At 73.0% G+C, this 16,662-nt stretch carries 12 protein-coding genes; 8 read left to right on the forward strand and 4 right to left on the reverse strand.

Translation table 11 applies throughout. The features are described 5' to 3' along the window. Window positions 1-65 precede the first annotated feature (65 nt). Window positions 66-590, reverse strand: a complete 525-nt coding sequence (locus ACFQRD_RS08445) for a hypothetical protein (RefSeq protein ID WP_377793146.1) — start codon at window positions 588-590, stop codon at window positions 66-68. A 115-nt stretch (window positions 591-705) separates the two neighbouring features. On the opposite strand from ACFQRD_RS08445, the gene ACFQRD_RS08450 reads away from it, so the two are divergent. Continuing rightward, window positions 706-1,488 (forward strand): hypothetical protein, encoded by a 783-nt coding sequence (locus ACFQRD_RS08450; RefSeq protein WP_377018349.1) that lies wholly within the window; start codon window positions 706-708, stop codon window positions 1,486-1,488. A gap of 25 nt (window positions 1,489-1,513) precedes the next feature. Here ACFQRD_RS08450 and ACFQRD_RS08455 read toward each other — a convergent pair whose 3' ends face one another. Beyond that, on the reverse strand, window positions 1,514-3,130 hold the full coding sequence (locus ACFQRD_RS08455) for a PQQ-binding-like beta-propeller repeat protein (protein ID WP_377018350.1): 1,617 nt from the start codon (window positions 3,128-3,130) through the stop codon (window positions 1,514-1,516). A 7-nt stretch (window positions 3,131-3,137) separates the two neighbouring features. Beyond that, window positions 3,138-4,433: a tRNA guanosine(34) transglycosylase Tgt gene (tgt, locus tag ACFQRD_RS08460; RefSeq protein ID WP_377018351.1), complete on the reverse strand. Its 1,296-nt coding sequence runs from the start codon at window positions 4,431-4,433 to the stop codon at window positions 3,138-3,140. A 743-nt stretch (window positions 4,434-5,176) separates the two neighbouring features. On the opposite strand from tgt, the gene ACFQRD_RS08465 reads away from it, so the two are divergent. The 5 genes from ACFQRD_RS08465 to ACFQRD_RS08485 all read left to right on the forward strand — a co-directional run bounded on the left by ACFQRD_RS08465 (window position 5,177) and on the right by ACFQRD_RS08485 (window position 14,923). Then, complete coding sequence (locus ACFQRD_RS08465; RefSeq protein WP_377018431.1) at window positions 5,177-7,189, forward strand: acyltransferase family protein; 2,013 nt, start codon at window positions 5,177-5,179, stop codon at window positions 7,187-7,189. An 86-nt stretch (window positions 7,190-7,275) separates the two neighbouring features. Beyond that, window positions 7,276-9,279: a DUF6541 family protein gene (locus ACFQRD_RS08470; protein WP_377018352.1), complete on the forward strand. Its 2,004-nt coding sequence runs from the start codon at window positions 7,276-7,278 to the stop codon at window positions 9,277-9,279. Then, window positions 9,276-10,616 (forward strand): M18 family aminopeptidase, encoded by a 1,341-nt coding sequence (locus tag ACFQRD_RS08475; protein WP_377018353.1) that lies wholly within the window; start codon window positions 9,276-9,278, stop codon window positions 10,614-10,616. Before ACFQRD_RS08470 ends, ACFQRD_RS08475 begins: the two co-directional genes overlap by 4 nt. A gap of 15 nt (window positions 10,617-10,631) precedes the next feature. Further along, window positions 10,632-12,749 (forward strand): acyltransferase family protein, encoded by a 2,118-nt coding sequence (locus tag ACFQRD_RS08480; protein WP_377018354.1) that lies wholly within the window; start codon window positions 10,632-10,634, stop codon window positions 12,747-12,749. Then, a complete protein-coding gene (locus ACFQRD_RS08485) occupies window positions 12,743-14,923 on the forward strand; it encodes an acyltransferase family protein (protein ID WP_377018355.1) in 2,181 nt (726 codons plus the stop codon). The genes ACFQRD_RS08480 and ACFQRD_RS08485 overlap by 7 nt, the downstream gene beginning before the upstream one ends. Before the next feature lie 30 nt (window positions 14,924-14,953). On the opposite strand, the gene ACFQRD_RS08490 is transcribed toward ACFQRD_RS08485, so the two are convergent. Further along, a complete protein-coding gene (locus tag ACFQRD_RS08490; RefSeq protein WP_377018356.1) occupies window positions 14,954-15,220 on the reverse strand; it encodes a hypothetical protein in 267 nt (88 codons plus the stop codon). A 176-nt stretch (window positions 15,221-15,396) separates the two neighbouring features. On the opposite strand from ACFQRD_RS08490, the gene ACFQRD_RS08495 reads away from it, so the two are divergent. Both ACFQRD_RS08495 and ACFQRD_RS08500 read left to right on the forward strand, forming a co-directional pair. Continuing rightward, window positions 15,397-16,158, forward strand: coding sequence for a uroporphyrinogen-III synthase (locus tag ACFQRD_RS08495; RefSeq protein WP_377018357.1), 762 nt, complete (start codon window positions 15,397-15,399; stop codon window positions 16,156-16,158). 7 nt (window positions 16,159-16,165) lie between these two features. After that, window positions 16,166-16,654 carry a hypothetical protein gene (locus ACFQRD_RS08500; protein ID WP_377018358.1) on the forward strand — a complete coding sequence of 163 codons (489 nt, stop codon included), beginning with the start codon at window positions 16,166-16,168 and terminating at the stop codon, window positions 16,652-16,654. The last annotated feature ends 8 nt before the right edge of the window (window positions 16,655-16,662 follow it).

Below are 16,662 nucleotides of genomic sequence, written 5' to 3' on the forward strand. Positions count from 1 at the left end.
GGGGCACGGCCCGCGTCAGCGCCCGATGCAGCCGCCCGGGGCGACGTGCCACCATGGCGGCCGGGTCAGACGGGTTCGTAGTCCTCGACGATGCGCACGCCGTCGATCAGCCAGTCACCGTCCTGGCGGACCAGGTCGAACTCGGCCACGCCGCTGATGCGCGTGCCCTCCTGGTCGGTGAACTCCTCGTAGGCCTGGACCGTCGCGGCGTCGCCGTCGACGGTGACATCGCGGATCTCGAACTCATCCTCGGAGACGTCGCGGGGGTGTTCCGCTTCGACGTCCTCGCACGTGACGCCGTTCTCCTCGCGGTAGCGATCCGTGACCGAGTCCAGATAGCCCTGGCAGTCCCGGGTCTCCCACGCCTCGTAGTAGTTCTCGACCGTCTCCTGCGGGGTCGCGCGCAGCAGCAGGGCCCACACCAGCACGGCCGCGATGATCAGGGCGATGCCGGCGACTGCCAGCGCCGAGCAGCCGCCCACGATCCACCACACCCGTCGACGGCTGCCGCCTCGGCCACCGGCCGCCGGCACGGCCGGCCCACCCGGCGTCGCCGGCGGCGGGCCGTAGGGGCTCCCGGGCATCGTCATGCCTGGAGCGTACCGGCCGGGACGGGAGCGCACGTGGAGTTCGAGCCCCGCCGTGACGATCGATAGGCTGATCCCGGGTGCGGCCGCGCCCGGAATCATCATGCGAGGGAGAACCATGACTCAGGGGTACGGACCACAGGGGAACGACTGGCAGCAGCCGGCCCAGCCACCGGGACAGCAGCCGCCGTGGGGCCAGCCCTCACCCGCCTCCCAGCCGCAGAATTCCCAGCAGCCCCAGTGGGGTCAGCCCACGCCGGCCCCTGAGCCGCAGCCGGGCCAGGAGCAGCCCGGCCAGCAGCCGCCCTCCTGGAGCCAGGCGCCCAGCGCCTTCGGCTCCCCGGCCGGAGGCTACCCGGGCGGGGCCGGCTCCGGCGGGCCGTCGGCAAGCGCCGCGTCCGATCCCGGCAAGCGCGACCTGGCCACGAAGATCGGTCTGGGGATGGTCATCACTGCGGTGCTGGTCTTCCTGGTGCGTCTCGGGCTGCCGATCGGCACGTTCCTCGCCGGCGCCTCCGGCAGCATGGCGGCCACGAACCCCGATGACATCTCGGTCGCAGCGGGGCTGTCCGGGCTGGGGATGATCGTGGTGGCAGTGCTCAATCTGCTGCTCTCCCTCGTCCTGCTGGCACTGGCCATCGTGGCCGCCATCCAGTTCAGCGGCCGCGGCCGGATCGGCGCGATCGTCGTGATCGCGACCATCGTGCTGTCCGTCCCCCTCTCGTGGATCCTGGGCTTCATCGCCGGCTTCGTCGGTGCACTGATCAGCGGTGGCGACCTCACGGGCTCCGCCTACTACGCGATCGCCGGCACCGTCGAGGCGGTGCGGGTGCTGGTGGTCGGTGCCCTGCTGATCGCCGGTTCCGTCATCGTGCAGCGGTGGGGCAAGCAGAGCGCCTGAGCCCGTATCGGCCCCGGCGGCAGCATCAGGGCCCCAGCAGCAGGGTGCTGTCGCCGGTGGTCACGAGCGCGCGTCCCGCGCCGACAGGATGGATGGCGTCGACCTCCCGGTCCACCACCGATTCGTGGGTGACCTCGCCGGTGGCGGCGTCGAGGATCCGCAGCCGCTGCGCTCCGCGGGGGTCCAGCGCACGGGTCCGCTCGAGAGGGTCGAGCACCACTGCGGTGGACGCCTCGAGCGACCCGCGGACCCCGTCGCCCGTGGGTGAGGACGGCTGCGTCCACAGGTTCGTCCCGTCGGCGGTGTCGTAGGCCAGCAGCTGGCCCTGGTCGTTGGTGACGACCATCCGCGCGCCGTCGATGCCGATCCGGGTGGTGAAGGGCGCGACCTGCTCGAGCCCGTCGCCCCCGGGCGCGGTCCAGGCCGCGCGCTGCTGGGAGGCGACCAGTTCGCCGGCGACGTCGGATCCGTCCTCCGTTCCCGTGGCGATCACGCGACCCCGGTCCAGTCGCACGCGCCAGTCGCCGGCCGGTGACGGCTCGGATTCCCACAGCACCTCCCCGTCGCGGTATGCGGTCGCGGTCAGTGCACCGTCGTCCCCGGAGCAGACCGTCAGCACCACCGGCTCGGGCTCGACCAGCCCGTCCGCCGCGTCGGGCGCCGCGCCGGTCGCGGCGATCCGGCAGTCCGCCTCGGGTGCGGCGAGCACCTGGCCGACGGGGAACCCGGTCTCCGGGTCGAGCTGGACCCAGCCCTGCGCCGGATCGAAGCGCAGCGGCACCGCGGGGAGGATTCCCGTGGCCCGCACCGCATCGAGCAGGTCGGGGCTCTCGGAGGAGCGGGCGGCGACCTCCACGGCGGCGGGGTCGCTGCCGCGCGCCTCCCCCGACGCCGAGAGGGCCCACACGGCCTCGGCCGGGTCGTCGGCGGTCACGTCGTGGGCCTCGAGGTAACAGGCCGCCGCGACCCCGTCGCAGTAGCGCACCACCAGGAGGTCCCCGCTCAGCGCGAGGGGCGCACCGTCCACCGTGGCCTCCTCGACCGGCGGCGCATCGGCCGAGAGGGTGAGCACCCGCGTGGTCGTCCCGGTGGTGTGCACGAGGCGGCTGCCGTCGGCGCTGAGGGCGACGACGTCCTCCGGGGCCGCCTCCACGGTCTCGACCCGGGTGCCGCTGAGCAGCTCGGCGGTGCCCTCGGCCCGCCGCACCAGCACGGGCGCGTCGACGCCCGGGACCGAATGCACCCGGTCCCCCTCGGCGAGCGCGTCGATGCTCGCCGACGCGCGGGCCTCGAGTGATCCGACCCGGGTCGAGAGCACGGCCGGCACGGTGAGCGCGCCGGCCACCAGCACGGCCAGAGCTGCGGCGAGCAGCACGCGCGGACGACGCAGCCGGGGCAGACGCTCCGGTGACGGGAGAGGCACGGCGAAGACGGCGGCCGCCACCGCGGCGCCGGCCAGGACTCCTGCGGCCAGGCGCAGCGCCCCGACCAGGACATGGGCACCGAGAAGCGCACAGATCCCCGCGAGCGCCAGCAGCACCACCGCCACCCCGAGCGCGGTGGCGGCATCAGTGCCCTGCTCGTCGGGCGGCTCCGTCGCGGGCTGCCCGGCGAGCTGGGGGTGCTCCGGCTCGCCGGTCACGGGGCGCTCACCGCGGCGCCCCGTAGTAGGTGCCGGTGGTCTCCTCCCGCAGCGCCTCGAACTCGCCGTCGCGGAGGGAGGCGCGGATCCGGTCGACCAGGCGCACCACGAAACGCTCGTTGTGGATGGTGCACAGCGTCGCCGAGAGCATCTCCTTGGCGCGGAAGAGGTGGTGGATGTACGCGGCGGTGTAGTGGGTGCAGGTGTAGCAGTCGCAGGTCTCGTCGATCGGCGCGAACTGGCGGCGGTACCTCGAGCCCGTGAGGTTCACACGGCCGGTGGCGGTGTAGACGGCGCTGTTGCGCGCCACGCGCGAGGGCGAGACGCAGTCGAAGGTGTCGGCGCCCGCGGCGATCGCGACGAACAGGTCGTCGACCTCGCTGATGCCGAGCAGGTGGCGCGGCTTGTCCTCGGGCAGCTCGTCGGTGACCCAGCCGACGATGGTCGCGAGGTTCTCCTTCTCCAGCGCTCCGCCGATGCCGAAGCCGTCGAAGGACCAGCCCTCGACATCCATCGCGCCGAGGTCGCGGGCGGCCTGCCGCCGCAGGTCCTCGTACTGGGCGCCCTGGATGACGCCCCACAGCTGCTGGTAGGGCCGGTGTGTGCGCTCGGCAGTGAGACGGGCGTGCTCGGCGAGGCAGCGCAGCGCCCACAGCCGGGTTCGCTCCAGCGCCTGCTCCTGGTAGCGGCGGGAGTTCATCAGCGTGGTCAGTTCGTCGAAGGCGAACATGATGTCCGCCCCCAGGCCGTGCTGGATCTGCATGGAGATCTCGGGGGTGAATCGGTGCGTGTCGCCGTTGATGAAGGAGCGGAAGGTGACGCCGTCGTCGTCGACGTGGGCCAGACGCTCCTTCCCCGCCGCGACGTCGTCGTCCTCCCCCGACGCGGTCCGCGCCGTCTCGCCGCCGGAGAACTCGCTGGAGAGCACCTTCTTGAATCCGGCGCCGAGACTCATCACCTGGAACCCGCCGGAGTCGGTGTAGGTGGGTCCGGGCCAGTTCATGAAGGCGCCCAGGCCGCCGGCCTCGTCGATCAGCTCGTGGCCGGGCTGGAGGTAGAGGTGATAGGCGTTGGCCAGCAGCGCCTGCGCGCCGAGCTCGTCCATCGTCTCGGGCAGCACCGCCTTGACCGTCGCCTTGGTGCCGACGGGCACGAACGCGGGAGTCTCGATCGTGCCGTGCGGTGTCTCGAGCACGCCGGCACGCGCTGCACCCTCCGCGCGGGCGGTGATCTCGAAGTGCGTCTCGGCGGGAGCGGGAAGCTGTGCGGTCACCGGGACATGGTGCCACGGCGCCCCGGGCATCCCGGGGCCCGCTGCGGCGCCCGGCGCGGATCACGCCGGTGCGCACGCTCAGAAGCCGTCGCCGGATCGACTAGTATCCATCCGCAGCGATACGACGCCGGGACGGTCCGGGGCGGCCGGTCGGCACGCCACCGCGGAAGGGGATCACGATCAGCTCGCCCAGCGATCCCCCGACCCCGCGTCGCGGTGGCCGGCGAGCCCGCCCGCTGAGCGAGGAGGAGCTGGCCCGCCAGCGCGCGATCGCCGACGCACTGGCCGCCGAGGCCGCGGCGAAGGAGGCCGCGGCGAACGGCGACGGGCACCGGGGAGAGGAGCGGCCCGCCGCAGCCCCGGTCGATGATCTCGAGGACTGGCTCCAGGATCCGGCACCGACGTCGGCAGATCTCCCGTCGGCGGATCCCGCACCCGCCTCGGACCTCTCGGAGTGGACCACCGGCCCCCTGCCCTCGGAGACCTCCTCGCTGGAGGACTGGCTGCAGGGCCCCATCGAGCTGCACGCCGAGCGGGAGGCGGAGGACGCCTGGTCCACCGCGGGCTCGGTCTCCGGGACCTGGCAGCCCTACGGTCAGAGCGCCCGCTCGCGCACTCAGCAGGCAGGCCCCGCCGGTGCCGCCGCCCCCGCCCCGTCGGACGTCCCCTCGGCCCCGGCCGGCGCCGAGCCCACCCGGACCGGCGGGACCGAAGCCGGGGAACCCACCGAGACCCCGCGCTCGAGGCCCGCTTTCCGCCGTGAGCTGCACGGGCTGCGCGCGGTCGCCCTGGGTCTGGTCGCGATCTACCACATCTGGCTCGGCCGGGTCTCCGGCGGCGTCGACGTCTTCCTGTTCCTCTCGGCCTTCTTCCTCACCGGCACCTTCGTGCGCCGTCTCGAGAGCGGCCGGCCGCTGGCGATCCCGCGCTACTGGCTGCACACCTTCAAACGGCTGATGCCGCCCGCAGCGGTGACGATCCTGCTGACCCTCGGCGGCACCGCCGCCTTCCTGCCCTCCTCGCTGTGGCCGACGGTGATGCAGGAGGCCGTGGCCTCCGCGGCGTACGTGCAGAACGCGCTGCTGGTGTTCCTGCAGGTCGATTACCACGCCCGGGACGCGGGCGGGGCCTCGCCGCTGCAGCACTTCTGGTCCCTCAGCGTCCAGGGGCAGGCGTTCGTGGTGTGGCCGCTGCTGTTCCTGCTCGTGCTGCGCCGGGCACGGCGCGGCAGGCCCGTGCGCCGCCCGCTCGCGGCCGTGCTGCTGCTGATCGGCGCGGCCTCGCTGACCTGGTCGGTCCTGTCCACCCAGTCCCAGCAGCAGATCGCCTACTTCGACACCGCGGCGAGGCTGTGGGAGTTCGCCGCCGGGTCGCTGCTCGCCGTCGCGCTGCCGGCCCTGGATCGTGCCACCGGGGCGACGCGCCCCGAGGACGGGCAGTCCCCGCGCCTGGGCGCCCTGCGCGCGCTGGCCGGATGGGCGGGCATCGCGGGGCTGCTGGCCGTCGGCCTGGTGTTGGATGTCTCGACCATGTTCCCCGGCTGGATCGCGATCGTGCCGCTGGCCGCGGCGGCCGTCGTGGTGGTCGCCGGGTACTCCGGCCGGCGCTGGGGTGTGGATGCGCTGCTCTCCACACGCCCCGCCGCCTTCGTCGGCGACATCTCCTACGCGCTGTATCTCCTGCACTGGCCGGTGCTGGTGATGTGGCTGCACTACAGCGGTCAGGACCGCGCCGGGCTGCTGGACGGGCTCGCGGTCCTCGCCGGCGCGATCCTGCTCGCCTGGCTCGTGACCCGGATGGTCGATGCCCCGGTGCGCCGTTCACGGTGGCTCGAGGCGCGGCCGTGGCGGGCGCTGACCGCGGTCGCCGCCAGCTTCGCGCTGGTGCTCGCGGGCGCGGGCGGCTGGTGGCTGGTCCTCACCCGCGACCAGGCTCAAACGCCGGCCGCCTCCGATCCTGGCGTCGCCACCGATGAGGTGGCCAGCGAAGCCCCCCTCGAGGTACGACCCCAGGGCTGGCAGCTGGGTGGGCAGTGGCCCGATCTGCCGGAGCGCTGCGCGGGCCCCTGGGCCCCGTCGACGAACTTCCCACACGTCCATTGCCAGCAGTTGCTGCCCGGCGACGCCGCCGCGGAGGAAACCATCGTGGTGGTGGGCAGCTCCCACTCCCGCCAGTACATCCCGGCCCTGCTGCCCACCGCCGACGAGCGCGGTGCTCAGGTGGTCAACCTCTCCATGGACGGCTGTCAGTTCCTGGCCGGGGTGGAACGCGCCGCCTACTGCGACGGCTACGACGAGTACGTGCTCTCTTATCTCGATGCGGTCGAGCCGGACACGGTGCTGACGACGATGACACTCACCGACGCGGAGTCGAGCGCAGAGACCTTGCCTGAGGGCTCCGACACCGCGGTGCAGGCACTCCTGGACCGCGGGATCGACGTGATCGCCGCTCGCGACACGCCGCGATGGCCCCACGACCAGTACCAGTGCGCCGAGTCGGTGATCGAGGACGGTGGCACACCGGTGGAGGCCGACGAGGCGTGCGGTGCGGATGCCGACGAGAAACTCGCAGCCACCAATCCTGCCGCTCCGCTCGGGGACCTCACGGGTGTCGACGCGTCCGTGACCCTTCTGGACGTCTCCGACCGGATCTGTCCGGACGGGCGCTGCTCCCCCGTCCTGGGCGACGTCTACGTGTACATGGACGATGACCATCTCAGCCGGCTCTTCGTCGAGGAGACCCTGGCCCCCGTGGTGACACGCGAGCTGTCGAGCCGCACGACCTGAACGGATCCGGGCGCGACCCGGACTACGATGTGCCCGATCCGAGGGCATCTCCGTGCCCGGCCGTTCCAGGAAGCAGGTGCACCCGCGTGGAGTCTCTGGGGGTGCTCTGGACGGTTCTCGCCGCCCTCGGGGTGCTGGTCCTGCCGGGCCTGCCCGCTGTGCTGGCGCTGCGTCTGCGCCTGCTGACCGCTGCCGCCGCGGTCGCCCCATTCTCGTTGCTGCTGATCGCGATCGCGGCCGAACTGGGCCATGTGCTCGGCATCCCCTGGACCATCCTCTCTGCGCTCGTGCTCGGACTGCTCCTGGGCGCGGTTCTGCATCTCACCGCGAGACGCCGCCCCGCAGCGGCCGCGGAGACACCCCTAGACCCCGGCGATCGCACCGAGGTGCAGAAGTTCTTCGCGCGCCCCCGGGGCCGTGCGACCGCGATCCTGGCCGGCCTCGTGGTCGGCGGCGGCGTGATCGTGGCGCGAGCTCTGCACATGATGGGGTCGATCCAGGCCGTCAGCCAGACGTACGACGCCGTCTTCCACTACAACGCCGTCCGCCATGTCCTGCGCTCCCACGACGCCTCCGCCTGGGTGGTCGGCGGGATGACGGCGCTGCCCGGGGAGGGGGTGTACTACCCGGCGCTGTGGCATCAGGCCACGAGCCTGGCGGTGCAGCTGGCCGGGCAGAACGACATCATCCTCACCTCGAACGTGCTGATGCTGCTGCTCGGCGCCGTCGTGTGGCCGCTGGGTCTGGTCTCCCTGGTGCGAACCACCACGCGCACCGGGCCGCTCGGCTGGTGGCTGGCCGGCGGCCTCGCGGGCATCACCGGCGCGTTCCCCCTGTCGCTCATGTCATGGGGCCTGCTGGCGCCCTATCTGCTCTCGATCGCCCTGATCCCGGTGGTGGTCACCGCCGTCGCGCACCTGGTCGGCTTCGCCCCCGACGGTCCCCACCGGCTGCGACCCCTCCAGCTCGCACTGCTGCTTCCCGCTGCCTGCGGCGCCGTGGCGCTCGCCCACCCCCAGGGCGTGTTCGCCGGAATCGTGTTGTGCGTGCCGATCCTGCTCTGGGCGAGCGGAGTCCGGATCTCCGAGCTGGCGCGGCGAGTCCCCGGCGCCCTGGCGCGACTGTGGCCCGTCGCCGCGCTCACCGTGATCGCGACGACCGCCTCGCTCTGGCTGTGGACCGCCGCGCGTCCTCCCCAGAGCTCGTCCGTGTGGGAACCCAACGCCACGCTCCGGCAGGCCATCGGTCAGGTGGGCTCGCTGGCCCCGAACGCCAGCCCTACCTGGATCCCGCTCGGCGTCGTGATGCTGATCTGCCTGGTCGCCGTGCTGGTGAGGACCGACTCGCGGTGGATGGTGGCCTCGTGGCTGGCAGCGGGTGGCCTGTCGGTCGCCACCCGCGCCACCCCGACCGGGGACCTGCGCTACCTGCTCACGGGCAACTGGTACAGCGACAACTATCGCATCGTGGCCGTCTCCACCGTGGTGGCGATCCCACTGCTGGCCGTCGGCCTGGACGCGCTGGGCCGGTCGCTTGTTGCTCGCAGCCCCCGGCTGCGCACCGCCGCCGGCCCCGTCACCGCCGGCGCTCTCGCGGCCGCGCTGCTGGTACTGAGCCTGGTCTCGCCGAGCACCCGGGTCAACTCGATCTATCTCGCCGACAACTGGAAGTACCCCGTTCTGCTGAGCGACGACGAGCGCGAGCTCCTCGAGCAGGTGCCGGAGGTCGTCCCCGAGGACGCGGTGATCGCGACCAATGCGTGGAACGGCAGCGCGCTGGCGTACGCGATCTCGGACCGGCCGGTGCTGAACACCTTCATGGGGTTCGAGGCGGAGCCGGAGGTCCACCTGCTCAACGCCAAGCTGGACGAGGCACGGACCGATCCCGAGGTGTGCGATGCCGCCGACGAGCTCGACGTCGAGTACGCCCTGGATTTCGGGCCCCAGGAGCTCCACGGGCGCACCGCCACCTACACCGGCCTCAACGAGATCTCCGAGACCGGGGCGGCCGAGGAAGTGCTGCGCGTGGGTGACGCCGCCCTGCTGCGCATGCTCCCGTGCCGCGGCACCGATGGTTCAATGAACGAATGACCCCCTCCTCCCTCTCCTCCGTCGCCACGTCCCGGCCCGCCCGCGCCGCCGCCCTCGACCTCGGGGAGTTCGTCACCGCCTCCCCGTCCAGCTACCACGCCGCGGCGGAGGCGGCCCGCCGGCTCGAAGCGGGGGGCTTCACCCGCCTGGAGGAGACGGCCGCGTGGGGCGCCGAGGACGTGATCGGCGACCGCTACGTCATCCGTGACGGCTCGATCATCGCGTGGTCCGCGGCCGACGGCACCGACGCCGACACCCCGTGGCGGATCGTCGGCTCCCACACCGATTCCCCCGCGCTGAAGCTGAAGCCGGACCCGCAGCTGGGTGCCGAGCGTCTGGCCCAGGCCGGCGTGGAGGTCTACGGCGGCCCGCTGCTGAACTCGTGGCTGGACCGGGAGCTGCGACTGGCCGGGCGACTCGCCCTGGCCGACGGCTCCACCGTGCTCGTGCAGACCTCGCCCATCCTGCGGATTCCACAGCTGGCGGTGCACCTGGACCGTGCCGTGAACACCGACGGGCTCCGGCTCGACCCCCAGCGGCACATGCAGCCGATCCTCGGCCTGGGCCCGCTGAACGTGCTCGACGTGCTGCTCCAGCACGCACGGGCCGACGGCCATCGGCTCCACCTCGAGGACATCGTCGGCTTCGACGTGGTCACCGTGGACGCCCAGCCGCCCGCCCTGTTCGGCGCCCGCGAGGAGTTCCTCGCCTCGGCGAGGCTGGACAATCTCACCTCCGTGCACGCCGAGACGGAGGCCCTGCTCACCACCGCCCGGGAGCATCGGGGGTTCGCTGCGGACCACGAGGCGCCGATCGCGCTGATGGTCGCCAACGACCACGAGGAGGTCGGCTCCGCCAGCCGCTCCGGCGCCGCCGGCCCCTTCCTCGAGGACGTGCTGGTGCGCATGCACGCCGCCATCGGCGGGGACGAGGCCTCCCGTCGTCGCGCCTTCGCCTCCTCCATGGTGCTCTCGGCCGATGCCGGCCACGCCGCCCACCCCAACTACCCCGAGCGCCACGACCCCGTCTCCCGCCCGCGCCTGGGTGAGGGTCCGATCCTGAAGATCAACGCCCAGCAGCGGTACGCGACCGACGGCGTCGGCATCGCCGCCTTCGCCGCCGCCTGCTCGCACGCGGGGATCCCGTACCAGCAGTTCGTCTCGAACAACGCCATGCCGTGCGGCTCGACGATCGGCCCGATCACGGCCACCCGGCTGGGCATGACCACCGTCGACGTGGGCATCACCCTGCTGTCCATGCACTCCGCGAGGGAGATGTGCGCGAGCACCGACCCGCTGCTGCTGCAGCAGGCGTGCGCCGCGTTCCTGCGCGGCTGAGACCGCCCCTGCCCGATGACTGCACCTGCGATCACCAGCGCCTCCCGGGAGGCTCCCGCCGCCACCCACGCCGGCCGCTTCCGCCCGGAGCTGCACGGACTGCGCGGCCTCGCGATCGGCCTCGTCGTCCTCTACCACGTCTTCTTCGACCGGGTCTCCGGCGGGGTGGACGTGTTCCTCTTCCTCTCCGCGTTCCTGCTGGTGGGCACCTTCCTGCGCAAGGTGGACCGCGGTGAGCCCGCGCGCCCGGCGGCGTACTGGGCGCGCACGTTCAAGCGTCTGCTGCCGCCGACGGCGGTGGTCTCCCTGGCCACGCTCGGCGGCGTGTACCTCCTCCTGCCGCCGGAGCGCTGGATGCCGGCGCTCACCGACGCGATCGGCTCGCTGCTGCACGTGGAGAACTGGGTGCTGGTCCAGCGCGGGGTGGACTACTACGCGGCCGACGACTCCGGCAGCTCGCCCTTCCAGCACTTCTGGTCCCTGTCGATCCAGGGCCAGGTGTTCCTGCTGTGGCCGCTGCTGATCGCCGCGGCCGTGCTGGTCGCGCGCCGGCTGGGCCGCTCGCCGCGGACTGTGCTCGCCGTCGTGATCTCCCTCGTGCTGATGGCCTCCTTCGCCTGGTCGGTGCATTCCACGGCGACCCAGCAGGAGGTCGCATACTTCGATACCGCGGCGCGCCTGTGGGAGTTCGCCGCGGGGTCCCTGCTGGGTCTCGCCCTGCCGCAATGGGAGCAGTGGCGGGCACGACGCACGGCCCGCGGCTCCCACCGGGCCGGGGGCCCGGCGCCGGAGCGCACCACGGTGTGGGTGCTCGCCGGCTGGGTCGGGATCATCGCGCTGGTCGCCTGCGGCCTGCTGGTCGACGTGCAGGGGGCGTTCCCGGGCTGGATCGCCGCCTGGCCGCTGGCCGCCGCCGGGCTGGTCCTGGTCTCCGGAACCACCGGGCACCGGTTCGGCGTGGACCGCGTGCTCTCGACCCGGCCCGCCGCGTGGCTGGGAGACGTCTCCTACGGGCTCTACCTGGTGCACTGGCCGCTGCTGGCGCTGTACCTGGCGACGACCGGAAAGCCCCGCGCCGGGATCGCCGACGGGCTCGCGCTGATCCTCGCCTCGCTGCTGCTGGCCTGGCTGCTGACCCGTCTGGTCGACGCCCCGATCCGGCGCTGGCCCTGGGCCGGCGCCCGGCCGTGGCGCGCCGGGCTGGTCGCCGCGACCTGCCTGGTCCTCGGCCTCGCCCCGGTGGCCGGCGCCCAGCAGTACCTGCTGGGCCAGCAGCGCGAGGCGGAGGCCCGGGCCGTGGCGGACAATCCCGGTGCACGGGTGCTCGAGCCCGACTACACCCCGCATCCCGATGCGGACCCCGATGCCGAGGTTCTGCCCACGGCCGCCCTGGCGAGCAAGGACTGGGTCAGCGGTGAGGAGAAGTGCACCGGCGATCTGGCCCCTGCCGCCGGGGAGGCGGAGCAGCTCGATGCCGCCTGCCGCGTGGTCCCCGGTGATCCCGGCGAGCCCGTGCTCGTCTCCGTCGGGGACTCCCGGATGGAGCAGTTCTCCGCCTCCCTCATCGCGCTCGCCCAGAAGCACGGGTGGACGGTGGTGACGCTCTGGAAGGGCGGATGCACCTACGCCCCCTACACCTCCCTCTCCGCCGAGTGCGACGCCTTCGGGGACGCCGCCCACGAGTACCTCCTGCGCACGCAGCCCGAGGCAGTCGCCGCGGCCACCACCGCCTACGGCCGCGAGGGCAGCGAGAGCGTGCTCGAGGGCACCGATCGAGCCGTCTCGGAGCTCACCGGTGCGGGCAGCGCCGTGATCGCGGTGCGCGCCCTGCCGCGGCTGGAGATCGACCCGGCGGCGTGCGTCGCCGAGCACGGCGCCGATGCCTCAGAGTGCGCTCGCCCGCTGCCCGCACCGCTGGCCGAGGACCGTCCGGACGCCGCCCTTCTGGAGGCGGCCGGCGAGGAGGTCCACGCCGTGGATCCGAACCCGCTGGTCTGTCCCGAGCAGGTATGCACCCCGGTGGTCGGCAACGTGCTGGTCTCCCTGGACCGCGACCACCTCACGGGCACCTACGCGGAGTCCATGCAGACCGGCATCGACGCCCAGCTGCGGGACGCGGGCTTCTCATGGTGAGCGCACGAGAGCCGTCCCTGCCGCCCCGCCACCTGACGCGGGGTCGCCGTCGTGCCACCGCGGCCGCGGCGCCGGCTGCGGCGCCGGCCGCAGCACCGCCGCCGCCCACCGGCGGTCACCGCCCGGAGCTGCACGGGCTGCGCGGCCTCGCCATCGCCCTGGTGGTGCTCTACCACGTCTTCTTCGACCGGGTCTCCGGGGGCGTGGACGTCTTCCTGTTCATCTCGGCCTTCTTCCTGACCGGCACGTTCATGCGGCGCCTGGAGTCAGGGCGGCCGACGGCGCCGCTGGCCTACTGGGCGCGCACCTTCAAGCGGCTGCTGCCACCGGCCGCGGTGGTGATCCTGGCGACCCTCGCCGCCGTGCGGATCTTCCTGCCGGCCAGCACTTGGATGCCGGCGATCAACGACGCGATCGCCTCGATGCTGCAGGCGGAGAACTGGCTGCTGATCCACCGCGGCACGGACTACGAAGCCGCCGCCACGGTGGCCACCTCCCCGCTGCAGCATTTCTGGTCGCTGTCCATCCAGGGCCAGGTGTTCCTGCTGTGGCCGCTGCTGTTCGCCCTGTGCGCCGGGCTCGCCCGCGTTCTGCACCGCTCCCCGCGCACGGTGGTGGCCGTCCTGTTCGGGACCATCGCGCTGGGGTCGTTCGGATGGTCGCTGTACTCCACGGCCGTCCAGCAGCCCACGGCCTACTTCGACACCACCGCCCGCCTGTGGGAGTTCGCGGCCGGAGCGCTGCTCGCCCTGCTGCCCGCGGCCCGGGGCACAGGGAGCCTCGCCTCCGACCGGCCCACCCCCGCCAGCCGGCGCCGGCCTGCCCGGCTGTCCGTCCCCGCCCGGGTGGCGCTGGGCTGGGCCGGCCTGGCGGTGCTGATCTCCACCGGAGCCCTGATCGACGGCCGCTCGATGTTCCCGGGCTGGATCGCGGCCGTCCCCCTGCTCGGGGCGTCCGGCGTGTTCCTGGCGGGCGTCAGCGGCTCCCGGTTCGGAGCGGACCGCGTGCTGACCTCCCCTCCTTTCCGATTCCTCGGCGACGTCAGCTACGGGCTCTACCTCATCCACTGGCCCATCCTCGCGATCGCCCTCGCGGCCACCGGGCGGGAGCACGCCGGATTCGTGCTCGGTCCCACCATCATCGCGGCCAGCCTGATCCTCGCCTACGGCCTGACCCGGCTGGTGGACTGGCCGATCCGGGGCTGGCGGTGGGCGAACCTCAGCCCGCTGCGCTCCGGCGGGATCGCCGTGACGGTGCTGGTGCTGGGCCTCGCGCCCAGCGTCGGCGCCCACGTCGCGCTCGAGCGCGCCGCGGATGAGGCCGAGCGACGCGCCGTGGCCGACAACCCCGGCGGGAGGGTGCTCGAGCCCGGCTACGAGCAGCATCCCGACGCAGACCCCGACGCGGCTCCCCTGCCGTCGGCCGCGACGCTGAAGCAGGACTGGGAGCACCTGGAAGAAGGATGCTCGGGGCGGTTCGCCCCGGCGGACGACGCGGTCGCGGAGAGCTGCCGGATGACCGCCGGCCCCGAGGACGGCCCGGTGATCGTGGCGGTCGGCAACTCGCGGCTCGCCCAGCATGCGGTCTCGCTCTCGGAGCCTGCGCGCGAGAACGGGTGGCGCCTGATCATCCTGCGCCGGCCCAGCTGCATCTTCACCCCGGGCATCGAGTCCTACAAGGGTCCCGACTGCGATGCGCACAACCTCGCCGCGATGGACTACATCCGCGAGCTCCAGCCGGAGGCGGTCGCCGTCGCCACCACGACCGTCCCGCACGAGGGCCCCGAGGTCGTCACCCCGGTGGTCGAGGACACCGTGCCGCAGCTGCTGGACGAGGGCTTCGACGTGATCGCCCTGCGCGATGGGGCGCGACTGGAGGAGGATCCCGTGGCGTGCCTGGAGGCCGGTGGCAGCGAGGAGGAGTGCACCCAGCAGCTCGATCCCGCCGAGATGCCGCCGGAGCGACCCGATGCTGCGGTGCTCGAGGAGCTCTCCGCTCGCGGCGATCTCTACCCGGTGGACGTCCAGCCGCTGATGTGTCCCGAGGGCAGCTGCCCTCCGCTGATCGGGAACATGCACGTGATGTTCGATGAGGACCACGCCACGGCGACCTACATGGCATCGCTCGGCGGTTCGGTCGACGCGCAGCTGCAGGAGGCCGGTTTCACCTGGTGACCGGATCGACCGGCGCACGGCGGGTCGGGGTCAGCCGCGCTGCGCGATCTCCTCGATCACGCTCGCCGCCCGACGCGCCCTCGCCACGGTCTCATGGTCCGGGCCGTGGACCCGCCTGGTGTCCTTGAAGAGCTGGTCGATCTGGTAGAGCGCGTCCTCGAGCTGCCCGGCCTCCGCGGTGGCCTCGGTCAGCTCGGCGCGCAGCTCGATCGCCTCCGGGCTGAGGGGGTCGCCGGATTCGAGCAGCTCGAGCAGGCGGAGAGTGGCGTCGTGGACGCGCTGCTGCGGTGTGCTCATCGGGACTCCTCGTGGGGCGTGGTCGGGCGCGGGCACGATCCTACGGCGCTGCGACCCCATCACCCACCACGCCCGTCGGCCACCGCACTGCCCGTCAGCCACCGCACGGCCCGTCGGGCAGAATGAGTCCGTGCCGGTCGTGAGTCCGCACCGGTCCCGTGACGCTGGAGGAATGCATGAACGACGCGACCACTCTGCCCGTGCTGGTTCCGGCTCCCGCCGGCAGCGCCACCGAGCTGATCGCGCGTCTGCGGGAGATGGGTCTGAGCGTCGACCACTCCCCGTTCCTCGAGCTGCGCGCCCAGCGCGACACCGACACCCGCCGCGCCGTCGAAGCCCTGGCGGCGGGCCAATTCGCGCACCTGGTGGTCGACAGCCGCCGCGCCGCGGAGGTCCTCGCCTCCTACGACGGCTCCACTGACTCCCGTCACGAGGTCACCTTCGCCGTCCCCGTGGCAGTGACCGCCGTCGGCCAGGAGACCGCCACGGCCCTGCGCGAGCTGGGCGTGTTCGCGGCCCGGGTCGCCGCCGACTCCGACGCGGCGATCGCCCGCGACCTGCCGGAGGCGTCCACGGCCGGCGAGTCCCTGCTGCTGGTGTGCGGCGCCGCGACCGACGCGTCGGTGCGCCCCGCTCTCGAGGCGAAGGGCTATACGGTGACCCAGGCCACCGCGTACCGGCCCCGCAGCGTGAGCCTGGACGCACAGCTGGTCCGGGACCTGCGGCTGCGCGGCTACGGCGCACTCGCCCTGACCACGCCGATGCTGGCCTCGCTCGCCGGTCACCTGGGCATCCATCGGGACATTCGCGTGCTCACGCGCGATGCCGCGGTCACCGCGGCGGCCGAGGCTCGGGGACTGGTGGTCCACGGCGAGGCGACGGAGCCCACCGAGGCGAGCCTCGCCGAGGCCGTGCGGCGGGCTCTGGCAGTAGTCTGATCACGACATGGAGATCAATCCTTACGAGTCGCGTCTGCGCATGCTGCAGCAGTTCGACGGCGTGCAGATGCAGCGCGAGGCGACTCCCGACGAGGAGACCGCCGGCTGCCCGGGATGTCCGTACTTCTGGACCTGCCCGGTACCCCACCGCGGCGAAGAGGTGAAGGCTCCGGCCCAGATCGAGCTCGAGGACGTGCGGGACTCGCTGGGCCCGCGCACGGAGTACCGGCCGCGCGACGAGTCCGACGTCGGCTGGACCGACACGTGGGTCGACGAGAACGGCCACCGGATCGAGGACGAGGCGCTGGCCAGCATCGAGCTCGCCGAGGACCACGTCGAGACGACCGACCTCGAGGACGACCCCGCCGAGCTCGCTGACGTCGCCCTGGGCGAGGACGGCGCAGACGACGACGCCGGTGCGGACGCGGCCGACACTGCCCGCCACGAGCCCGCACTCCGCCGTTTCCGCTGGAATCCCTTCCGCCGACGCCGCTGACCCGTCGA

Origin of the sequence: Brachybacterium sp. GCM10030268 (genome assembly GCF_042666305.1) — a bacterium.
Lineage (GTDB): Bacteria > Actinomycetota > Actinomycetes > Actinomycetales > Dermabacteraceae > Brachybacterium.

Bases quoted from the DNA above. Each gene is read 5' to 3' on its own strand.
- ACFQRD_RS08445 (WP_377793146.1), bottom strand. From the start codon at position 590: ATGACGATGCCCGGGAGCCCCTACGGCCCGCCGCCGGCGACGCCGGGT.
- ACFQRD_RS08450 (WP_377018349.1), top strand. From the start codon at position 706: ATGACTCAGGGGTACGGACCACAGGGGAACGACTGGCAGCAGCCGGCC.
- tgt (WP_377018351.1), bottom strand. From the start codon at position 4,433: ATGCCCGGGGCGCCGTGGCACCATGTCCCGGTGACCGCACAGCTTCCC.
- ACFQRD_RS08475 (WP_377018353.1), top strand. From the start codon at position 9,276: ATGACCCCCTCCTCCCTCTCCTCCGTCGCCACGTCCCGGCCCGCCCGC.
- ACFQRD_RS08480 (WP_377018354.1), top strand. From the start codon at position 10,632: ATGACTGCACCTGCGATCACCAGCGCCTCCCGGGAGGCTCCCGCCGCC.
- ACFQRD_RS08485 (WP_377018355.1), top strand. From the start codon at position 12,743: ATGGTGAGCGCACGAGAGCCGTCCCTGCCGCCCCGCCACCTGACGCGG.
- ACFQRD_RS08490 (WP_377018356.1), bottom strand. From the start codon at position 15,220: ATGAGCACACCGCAGCAGCGCGTCCACGACGCCACTCTCCGCCTGCTC.
- ACFQRD_RS08495 (WP_377018357.1), top strand. From the start codon at position 15,397: ATGAACGACGCGACCACTCTGCCCGTGCTGGTTCCGGCTCCCGCCGGC.
- ACFQRD_RS08500 (WP_377018358.1), top strand. From the start codon at position 16,166: ATGGAGATCAATCCTTACGAGTCGCGTCTGCGCATGCTGCAGCAGTTC.